This window comes from Streptomyces sp. NPDC002206 (assembly GCF_053593595.1).
The window spans coordinates 20,905-30,550 of record NZ_JBSFCW010000051.1 but is presented as its reverse complement, the minus strand read 5'-3'; the positions used below and the strand labels follow the sequence as shown (position 1 = coordinate 30,550).

Annotated in this window: 7 protein-coding genes and 3 pseudogenes; 4 read left to right on the top strand and 6 right to left on the bottom strand. The window is 68.4% G+C overall.

Going from position 1 to position 9,646, the window contains the following annotated elements:
* Positions 1-475 precede the first annotated feature (475 nt).
* Entirely contained in the window at positions 476-1,033 is a 558-nt protein-coding gene (locus tag ACWCP8_RS38545; RefSeq protein WP_451121095.1) for a GNAT family N-acetyltransferase, read from the top strand.
* Positions 1,034-1,260: 227 nt separating this feature from the next.
* On the opposite strand, the pseudogene ACWCP8_RS38540 reads toward ACWCP8_RS38545, so the two are convergent.
* From ACWCP8_RS38540 to ACWCP8_RS38515, 6 genes and pseudogenes are all read right to left on the bottom strand, one after another.
* A pseudogene (locus tag ACWCP8_RS38540) lies at positions 1,261-2,244 on the bottom strand (cytochrome P450); the annotation flags it as partial.
* A gap of 270 nt (positions 2,245-2,514) precedes the next feature.
* A pseudogene (locus tag ACWCP8_RS38535) lies at positions 2,515-3,885 on the bottom strand (NAD(P)/FAD-dependent oxidoreductase); the annotation flags it as partial.
* Entirely contained in the window at positions 3,882-4,109 is a 228-nt protein-coding gene (locus tag ACWCP8_RS38530; protein ID WP_451121093.1) for a ferredoxin, read from the bottom strand. The gene ACWCP8_RS38530 and the pseudogene ACWCP8_RS38535, both read right to left, overlap by 4 nt.
* A gap of 740 nt (positions 4,110-4,849) precedes the next feature.
* Positions 4,850-5,308 (bottom strand): annotated as a pseudogene (locus tag ACWCP8_RS38525) (DUF6529 family protein); the annotation flags it as partial.
* Positions 5,309-5,420: 112 nt separating this feature from the next.
* Positions 5,421-5,909, bottom strand: coding sequence for a hypothetical protein (locus ACWCP8_RS38520; protein WP_352271925.1), 489 nt, complete (start codon positions 5,907-5,909; stop codon positions 5,421-5,423).
* A 2-nt stretch (positions 5,910-5,911) separates the two neighbouring features.
* Positions 5,912-6,151, bottom strand: a complete 240-nt coding sequence (locus ACWCP8_RS38515; RefSeq protein ID WP_451121091.1) for a hypothetical protein — start codon at positions 6,149-6,151, stop codon at positions 5,912-5,914.
* Between the two features lie 187 nt (positions 6,152-6,338).
* Here ACWCP8_RS38515 and ACWCP8_RS38510 point away from each other — a divergent pair, with 187 nt between their 5' ends.
* The 3 genes from ACWCP8_RS38510 (at position 6,339) to ACWCP8_RS38500 (ending at position 9,515) form a co-directional block, all read left to right on the top strand.
* The gene (locus ACWCP8_RS38510) at positions 6,339-6,638 is read left to right on the top strand and encodes a hypothetical protein (RefSeq protein ID WP_352271928.1); all 300 of its coding nucleotides are present in this window, start codon (positions 6,339-6,341) and stop codon (positions 6,636-6,638) included.
* Between the two features lie 171 nt (positions 6,639-6,809).
* Positions 6,810-6,932, top strand: a complete 123-nt coding sequence (locus ACWCP8_RS38505; protein WP_352271930.1) for a hypothetical protein — start codon at positions 6,810-6,812, stop codon at positions 6,930-6,932.
* A gap of 507 nt (positions 6,933-7,439) precedes the next feature.
* Complete coding sequence (locus ACWCP8_RS38500; protein ID WP_451121088.1) at positions 7,440-9,515, top strand: SpoIIE family protein phosphatase; 2,076 nt, start codon at positions 7,440-7,442, stop codon at positions 9,513-9,515.
* Positions 9,516-9,646: the final 131 nt, after the last annotated feature.

The window sequence follows — 9,646 nt, the reverse complement described above, 5'->3', positions numbered from 1 at the left end:
GTACGACGGCGCGTCCACGAGCAGCCCCTCCAGACGATCCGACCGTACAGATGATCATGCCACCGGAGAAGGGCCCCGCTCAACCTGACAACACCCGCCTGAACCATCAAGATCGGACTCTACGAAACTCGGGGCAGCTCAGGGCGACGCATGGCAGCGCGTCATCGGCGAGGACCGGACGGCACTCGGCAGAGTGCCGGAAGACCGCCTGATGGAAATGACGAAGCAGCTGCGAAAACTGTCGCATGGTGCCCCATGCCGTGGGTTCGAATCCCACGCTCTCCGCGTGGGGTGGCCCCTGACCAGCAACTATGGTCAGGGGCCGCCTGGCTTTTCGGCCTCGGACGCTGTCCGTGACCGACCACTGTTGTCCGGTGTTGACCGCCCCAACTGGCACGCATCTGGCACGGGGCCGACAGCGCCGCCTCGGCGTGCCTGTTGGCCTCGCGCGCAGTGCAGCGTGATCGAATAGGGCATGGCATCGTCCTGGACCGGTAGGCGGGTGCGCCTACGCGCTATTGAGCCCGATGACTGGACGGTGTTCGCGCGCTTCGCGGACGATGACGGACGGCGAGTGGGCCGGTTGGATCTGCCGCGGTCCGCCGAGAGCTATCGTGCCTGGGCGAAGGAGCAGGCCGTTGCCGAGTGCGATGACGACCGTTTCCGGTTGGCGGTCGAAACGACGGCCACGGGGGAGCTGGTCGGCGCGGTCGGCTCACATCGCACCGGTCGCTGTTCGGGCTGGTTCGAGTTCGATGTCGTGATCGGCGCCAGCCACCGACGCAAGGGCTACGCGGCGGAAGCCGTGATGCTGTTGCTGCGCTTCATGTTCGCCGAACGGCGCTATCACAAGTGCCTGGCGGCGGTCTTGGCCCCCAACGAGGCGTCGTTGGCACTTTTTCGTCGGCTCGGCTTCACCGAGGAGGGGCGCTTACGGGAACACGTTTTCTTCGCTGGCAGGCATCACGACCTCGTCATGATGGGCATGCTCGCCGACGAGTTCGACCAGCGACACACGATGAGCGAGCCGTGAGCAGGTCGTCCGGGCGTGTGCGGAACGATACTCGGACTTGATCGACGTTCGCTGTTGGCGGGTGCAGGCGGTCTGTCGCCGAAAGCGGGGCTGTCCTCAGCCGCGCACGGTGGCACGCAGGTGCAGGCCGACGGCTGCGAGACCGAGGAGGGTAGCGGGTTGCTGTCGAATGCAGAGTCGACCGGGCCGTCCGCGGCGCGACCTTGCAACTGCCCTCGGCTGCCGCGTCAACCGTCACCCTGCTCGATGTCCAGATGGATCGGACCCCGAAGAACGGGGCTGGGCCGGTACGGCGGCGGATCGGTAACCAGCCTGGGGTGGTCGAGCCGGCGTACCAACTCGGTCAGCGCGATCTGGGTTTCCCGCCGGGCCAGCGGGCCGCCGAAACACAGGTGGATGCCGCTGCCGAACCCCAGGTGCTGGTTGTCACGCCGATCCGGGTCGAAGCGGTCCGGATCGTGGAAGCGCTTCGGATCACGGCTGCCTGAGGCCAGCATGAGCATGATCCGCGAGCCCTGGGGAATGACGGTGTCGGCGACAGTGACGTCGCTGTACGCCGCCCGCCAGGGAATGATTTGCACGGAGGGCTCGTAGCGCAGCAGTTCCTCGACCAGCGGCACGACGAGGTCCGGTTCGTCGCGCAGTCGCTGCGGCACCTGCGGGTGGCGCAGCAGCGTCAACATGCCGTTTGTGATGAGGTTGACGATGGTCTCATGGCCGGCGATGAGGAGCAGTCTGGCAGTGGCGACGATTTCGGCGTCGGCCATCCGACCGTCGGGCCCGTCGTCGTTGGCCAGCCGTGACAGCAGGCCGTCTCCCGGCCGGCCGTGGCGCTGTTCCACCAGCTCGCCGAGGCACTGGCGCAAGTCCTTGCGGGCCTGTACGCCCTTGTCCAGTTTCTCCTTCGGGTCGGTCTTGGGGTTGTAGTCGATCGAGTTCATGATGTCGTTCACCCAGAGGTGGAACCTCGGCTCGTCCTCGCGTGGCACGCCGAGCAAGTGACAGATCACGGTTACGGGGAGCGGGGAGGCGAAATCGTCGACGACGTCGATCTGCTCCTTGCCCGCCAAATTGTCGATCAGGCTGCCGACGGTGGCGGTCAGGAAGCCTTCAAGTCCGGTCACCAGCCCAGGGGTGTGCGGGGGGCCGAAGTGACGCATCACCATACGCCGCAGGCGATCGTGCTTGGGCGGGTCCATGTGGATGAACGACGACGTGGCCCCTTCCTCGGCTGAGGGCAACGGACGCGACAGATTGCGCAGGTCGGAGCTCAGATGCGGGTCATTCAGTATGTCCGTGATCTCGCGATAGGTGCTGATGACGTAGCTGCCGTCCTCCTGCCGAGCCACCGGCGTCTTGCGCAACTCGGCATACAGCGGGTAGGGGTCGGCCCGGGCGGAGTAGTCGAAGATCCGTTGCAGCGTGCCAGGCGTCCCGGTCGTGGTCGTCTGGCCTTCCTCCTGCCGATGCTGGTGCACGGCCGTGACGCGGCACTCACCCGGGTCATGGCCTGTGACGACCACCGTGGCGCCCTGCGTGAGCAGGGCGGGGCCGGGGAAGCCGACGGGCACCGGTTTCATGTCGGCCGGCTGGTCCGGCGTGGGGCAGGGGGGCGGGAAAGGTGCTGCCGTCTCGATCAGCCGTCGGTAGTGGTCCAGCCACTTGGCGTTGTTGAAGCTCACGGCAGCCGTGACGCGGCCCCGATAGCCATATGCGGTGACGAAACGGTGGTCGTCCAGCGATCCCTGGGTGACGACCACCTCGTCGGCAAAGGTCGGCACGCCGACGGACTTAATGTTGACGCCGAACTGGATCGACCAGAACAGCGGGATGGACAGGTGGGGCCAGCGGTCCGCCTGGGCACTGACCATGTTGTGTGCCGCGACCTCTGCCTGCTCCACGGCGTTGGCCCAGTGCTCCAGTGAGATGAGCCGGTACTCGTAGATCGGGTTCGGGCAACGTGCCACGTCTCCCGCGGCGAAGACGTCGTCGGTGACGCGGCCATTGATGTCGAGGGCGCGGCAGCCCGTGTCGCAGGTGATTCCCCACACGCCCGCCGCCAGTCCCGACTCCCGCAGCCACTCGGTGTTGCGGATGCTCCCGAGTGCCACCACCGCCACATCGGCGTCGACCGTACTGCCGTCGTCGAAGTGAGCACGGCGAAACCGTCCCTGCGCGTCGCCCTCAAGCCGGGCAACCTTGACACCGCAACGCAGGTCGACGCCGTGAGCGCGCTGCATGTCGGCCGCAACCTCGCCGATCATGGCGCCGAGCGCCCCGACCAGAGGGGCCGGCGCGAGTTCGGCGACGGTCACCGGGATGTCCCGCTCTCGGCAGATGGAGGCGATCTCGGAGCCGGTGAATCCCGCACCGATGACCAGCACACGGGAGGGCCCGGCGGCGAGGGCCCGCTGCAGGCTCTCGGCATGCTCGCGCGTACGTACGACGAACACTCCGTCCAGGGCCGCCTCGGACTCGACAAACCACGGCCGGGCCCGGACCCCGGTAGAGATCAGCACCCGGTCGAAGGGAACCTCACGCCCGTCGGCGAGACGCACGTGGTTCGTCGCGAGGTCCAGCCCGCTGGCGGGCACGCCCAGCAGCCACTCCGCATCGATGCCACGACGGCGGGGCAAAGCGGTGCCCCCGGCCGGCACCCACCCAGTCAGTACTTGCTTGGACAAGGGAGGCCGGTCGTAAGGCTCGCCCAACTCGTCACCGATCATGGTCAACGATCCGGTGAAACCCTCGTCTCGCAGAGCCTCCGCGGCCCGCAGCCCCGCCAGCGAAGCCCCGACGACCACGATGCGGCCATCGCGCTTGAACGCACGCAGGTTGTCGGCACTGGTCATGACGGCGACGCCTCCGCCGGTGCGTGCCGCGCCTCCATCTGGTCGACCAGGATCGCCTGGACCGGGCAGGCCGCCGCGGCGCGTAGCACCTGGTCGCGCTGGGCGTCGTCGGGGTTCGGGGCGTACATGAGCGCTTCCTCACCGTGCATCCGGAACGCCTCCGGAGCCAGGAACGCGCACTGCGCATACCCCTTACATCGGGAAAGATCAACGACAACTTTCACCCCGACCTCCACAGGGAGTGGGAGCTGCAGACCCTTAAAGCCAGCGCCACTCCGCGCGCAACGAGGGAGGATCCGGCCGCTGCCAGACGTCCCCACACTCGTCAGCGCCACGGCGCGCCATTGGTAGCCGGTCGCGGCTCCAGGCCGCGAAGCTGCCTTCGGGCAACCGCGGCGGCTCATTCAGTCGGCCCATGAGATCGCCCCTGACTTCTCGTACCTGTCAGGCCGATGTCGTCGGCACCATGGCCGGGAGCCGGCGGGCGCCCGGGAGCTCCCGCCGGCAGTGCGGTCACACCCTGTCGTCGCCGGTGTGCGTGCCCCAGTCGTGGCCGCCGTACGCACCGTAGTTGCGGGTGAAGGACAGCTTGCCGAGCAGCTTGGCGATCATGGCGCACTCCTCTCGCCTGTCTTCAGCACCATGTATTTTAAGTGCCATTTTTTTTCATACATGCCCCATATGTCACCTTAAGGGCGTCAGCCGCACGCACGGATATAAGGCGCGTACCTGCGGGCCGGGCCCGCAGTCGGTCGACGTCGCCCCGGCGCTGAGGGGCGGTGCCGCCCCCGGCCGCGAGGTTCGGCGGCGCCGGGCACCTCAAGACCGGCGGCACCAACGCCCCGAAGGAACGGAACGGCTTTCGCGCGAACCGGTCACCTCGCACCTCGGGAAGGCGGCGGGTTGGCGAGCTGCGACCACTGCCGATAGTGGCCGACAACGGCACCGAACCGGCGCCGTCCGCCTACAGGCCGGGCGCCTGGTAGCCGCCCAGGTACCAGAACGCCGCCGAGTACCAGACCAGGGCGATCACCGTAACGAGCGCGCCACCGGCGAGCGGGAGCGCCCAGCCCGGCCAGCGGCGGTGGCGCACTACGACGACCTTGGCGACGACGGCCCCGTAGAGAAAACAGCCGGCGAGCGAGTGCAGCGCCTCGCGGGTCCCGGTCAGGCTGACGCCGTGGGCGATGATGCGCTGCTGGGCGATCGGGACGAAGAACAGGAAAGCGACCATACCGATCAGGCGGTGCACGGTGGGCACCGGGTGCGGCGCGGCGCGCAGGCCGGGCAGTCGGCCGTACATCCACAGCGCGAGGAGCAGCTGGATCAGCGCCAGGCCCAACAGAGCGCTGCCCAGCTGGGCCTTGAGCAGGACGACGGCGTGGCCGTGCACCCCGAAGAGGCTGCGCCGGTACTCCGGGGTGTGTACTCGGCCCTACCAGAGCAGGGCGGCGGTCACCGCCAGGGGCAGCAACAGCCACAACAGCCCAAGGAGCTGCCGGGATTCGGTGCGCGGGGCGAGGCGTGGCATGTGATCAGCCGCCCACGCCGTCGGCCTTGTCGCCCCGAGGAGCGCCGGCCCGAGTGGATGTAGAGCGCGGCGGGCCGGTGATCAGGAAGCCGGCGAGCGAGGTCACGGCGCCGACGGCCTCGGCGATCGCGCTGGCGGTCCTCTTCGGCCACCAGGCCGGCTCGTACATGTTCGGCAGCGGACCCAGAGCGCCCACGTTCACGTACCGATAGAGCAGCACGGCGCCCAGGGCGGAGACGGACACCAGGAAGGCGAACGCCCACACCGGCCGCCGGCGACCGAGGAGCAGGACCAGCAGCGCGGCCAGGGACGCCACGGCGGCTTCGAGGCGGAACAGCGTTCCCTGGCTGATCTGCTGCCCGATCGGATCGAAGGCGTGGGCGAGGTCGGCGTGCACGTAGGCGTTCACCGCCAGGGCGGCTGCGGTCACCACTTGGAGCAGCACACGGGTGATCGTGTTGCGGCGCGGGCGGTCGCCAGGTCCGGCAGCCATCGCTACTGCCCGGTCGCGTTTGCTGCGGCACTGCCGGGCGCTGGGGACGCCGTGCCGTTCCCGCCGACCCGGAGGTGGGTGTCCATGCCGAGTTCCTTGTGCTTGTCGATGGGACTCGGACTCCCGGTTGGGGCCAGGGCCGAACCGCTGGAGCACGCAGGGGCAGCGGTCAGCGCGGCGAGTACCAGGAACCGCAGTCCAGCGCGGGCGCCACGCGGGGATTCGAAAACGTGCACGGCCATGTTTCGGGGCCTCCCTTCCTCGACGAGACTGGTCCAAGTTTCCGATTACGCCAACGCCAACACTCGCCCCGCGCGGGCCATCACCCAGTCAGGCGAGGATGTGCCCGGGGCACGCCCCAGATCCTTCGACAGCAGCGCGGTGCCGACCTGATTGTCGTGGGCGCTGGCGGTCATCACCACGACCGCGATGATCAGCCCTGTCGCGCAGGTCGTGGTGCTCACCCCAGGTATGCAAGGGCTGAGCCTGGCATCCGAAATGCTTGAGAAGTTCGGGTACGAGCCGGAGCGCACCGCCCCCACCCTGCTGTGGCTGCGCAACTGCCATTTCCACCCCTTGGCGGCCAAGGCCCCGGAACTGGTCTGCGCCGTCAACCTTGCTTTCCTCGCCTGGCTCGGCGGGAGGACAGTGGATGGCACTGCTCTCAGTGGGGATGTGCCGGACCGCGAGCGGATCACGCCATCGCAAGAGTTACCCAAACGCCGATGAGTCCAGGAGGCGGCACTGAGAGTGACGGCGATGCCCCAAGGCGGTGCCGACTGCCCGCCAGGGACACGGCATTGGCCGCGCGGCGCCTATGAGCGCACGTCAGGTCGCCGGTCGTGGCGCAGCGCCGCCTCGGCCCGACTTCCTCGATGCAGCGACCTACCCTCAAGGAAGGTGCGGGCGGTCGAGGTCCGGCCCGACGTGCCGGACAGGTACCTGCTCACGGTGGGGCTGACCCTGCACGGCGCCTCCCGCCAGGTGGACCTGGTGGGCCGCCACCGCCGAACCGGCCACTGACATCTTCGGGATAACCCGCGTGGGAGCCTCCGCTACGGGGCGGCTACGGCGCAGCGACTTCGGTGCGACCGCGCACGAGGGATCAATTTCCGACGTTGTCGACTTTGCTGTCCAGGCGCAGGCCGTTCCCGTCGACGTGCCCGACGACCAGCTCCCGCCCGCCCGATAGTGCAAGGTGCCGGGCGGCGTGTGCCGCAGGACGCGTATGTCGCAGGCCGCCGTCGCAGAAGGGTGCGGCCGGGCCCGCTGTTCCTGGGGCAACTCCGAGGGCCGCTGCGACAAGTCCGTGGCTACCATGAGCCGGCTGAGAGGTGCCTTCCTGGGGTGAACCAGTCGTACCTGTATAGAGCTTCTTACGTGACCACACGTCCTCGCTCGGCGCTGTGCGTCGTCGGTCGTCTCAGGAGACTATGGAAGCACCAGAAAGGCCGAAAAACATCCCAGCACTGCAGCTCCAGGGCCTGCGCTGGGCGCGCGTCGCCCTGGCAGGTGGAAGGAGCACCTGGGATGAGTGAAGCGGGATCTTTCAGTGCCGCCAGCGACTCGTCCGACCTCCGGCTGGAGCTGCCGAGTGGGGTGCTGGATGCGCTCGGTGTGGCGGTGGTGGCGCTGGATACGGCCGGGCGGTTCGTGTTGTGGGGCCCGCAGGCCGAGGAACTGTTCGGCTACTCCGCGCAGGAAGTGCTGGGCCGGCACGCGGCGCAGCTACTGGTCCATGACCCGTACATGGGCCTGGTGGCCGGTAAGTGCGAGCAGATGATGGAGACCGGCCAGAGCTGGGCCGGGGTCTTTCCCGTCCGCAACAAGGACGGGAGTACGCGGCTGGTGGAATTCCACAGCACCCGGCTGCCGGACAAGCAGGGGGACGTCTACGCCCTGGGCGTTGCCACAGATGCGTCGACGCTGCGCGAGGTGGAGCGGGACGTGGCGTTGTCCACGCAGCTGATCGCCCAGTCGCCGGTCGCGCTGGAGGTTCTGGACACCGATCTGCGTTATGTGGCCGTCAATCCGGCGATGGAACGGATGCACGGGCTGTCTGCCGAGGACCACCTCGGCCGGGGCTTCCGCGAGGTCCTGCCCTCCGCCAGTGTCGACGCGTCCGAGGCGGCAGTCAGAGAAGTGCTCGAGACCGGACGCCCTCAGGTTGACAAGTACACCATTGGCCGCACCCCGGCCGACCCTGACAACGATCATGCCTGGTCTGTCTCCGTCTACCGGTTGGAGGATTCCAACGGCCAGGTTCTTGGTGTCGCCACGTCGGTGGTGGACGTCACCGATCGGCACGGCGCGATCACAGCGGCGGCCCAGGCCCGGCAGCGCCTGGCCCAGGTCGCCGAGGGCTCCGCCCGTATCGGTACCACCTTGGACATGAAACAGACCGCCCGCGAGCTGGCTGACGTCGCAGTGCCCGAGCTCGCCGACGTCGCGGTCGTAGACGTACTCGACTCCGCCCTGGATGACCGCCGCCCCGCGACACCCGACAGCGGCCCGGCGCTCTTTCGCACCCTCGCTGTGAAGGCCGCCTACCTCGCCGAGGCGACCGGCGCCGTCGGCACGGCCGACCAACCGGTCAGCTATGAAGCCGACCGACTGCCCACCCAATGCGTACGGACCTGTCAGCCGATCATGGTGACTCGCGTGGACGAGTGGGATCTGGCGCGCATCGCCCGGGACGCCGGAGCCGCCGCTGTCCTGGCCAGTGTCGGCATCCACTCCTATCTCGCGATACCGCTGGCCGCCCAGAGCCGGGCACTCGGCGTCCTGGGGCTGATGCGCGGCCGCAATCAACTGCCCTTCAACGCGGACGACGTCACCCTGGCCAGTGAGCTCGCCAGCCGAACTGCAGTGTCCCTCGACAACGCGCGCCTGTACCAAAGCGTCCGCAACACTGCGGTGACGCTCCAGCGCAGCCTGCTGCCCCAGCCGACGCCACCCGAGAGTCTGGAGGTCGCCACCCGCTACCAACCCGCCGGAACCTCTACCGAGGTCGGTGGCGACTGGTTCGACGTCATCCCCCTCGCGGAGGACAAGACCGCGCTCGTGGTGGGCGACGTGATGGGCAGCGGCATCGATGCGGCCGCCACGATGGGCCGCCTGCGCACCGCCACCGCGACCCTGGCTGACCTCGACCTCCCGCCCGCCCAGGTGCTGCAACGCCTCGACAAGATCACCGCCGGTCTGGACCCCTACATCGCCACCTGCATCTACGCCGAATACGACCCGCACAGCGACCGGTGCCGCATCGCCGTGGCCGGACACCTGCCCCCCGCACTGACACCTGCAGGCGGGCTCCCCGAACTGCTCGACCTGCCATCTGGTGCACCCCTCGGGGTCGGCGGCGTCCCCTTCGAAACGACCACCGTGCCCTTGCGCCCCGGCGATCAACTGGTCCTCTACACCGACGGCTTGGTCGAAACACGCCGCGACACCATCGACGAACGCCTCGACCTCCTCCTCCGCGTACTCGACGGCCACGACCTCTCCCTGGAAGAAACCTGCGACCGGCTCCTGGAAACACTGTGTGATCCGGACGACCACGACGACGTTTCCGTACTCATCGCCCGACCCAGACCGCGGCCCTGACTCACTGCGGACGTCGGCCAGCCGGGGACAGCACTTGGCGTGCTCCAGCGCTCACTTGACGGCGTGTACCGAACCGTTGCTCGGGTCGGCACTGTCGCCTCCCAGATCAACTTCCTTTCCCTCCATGACTG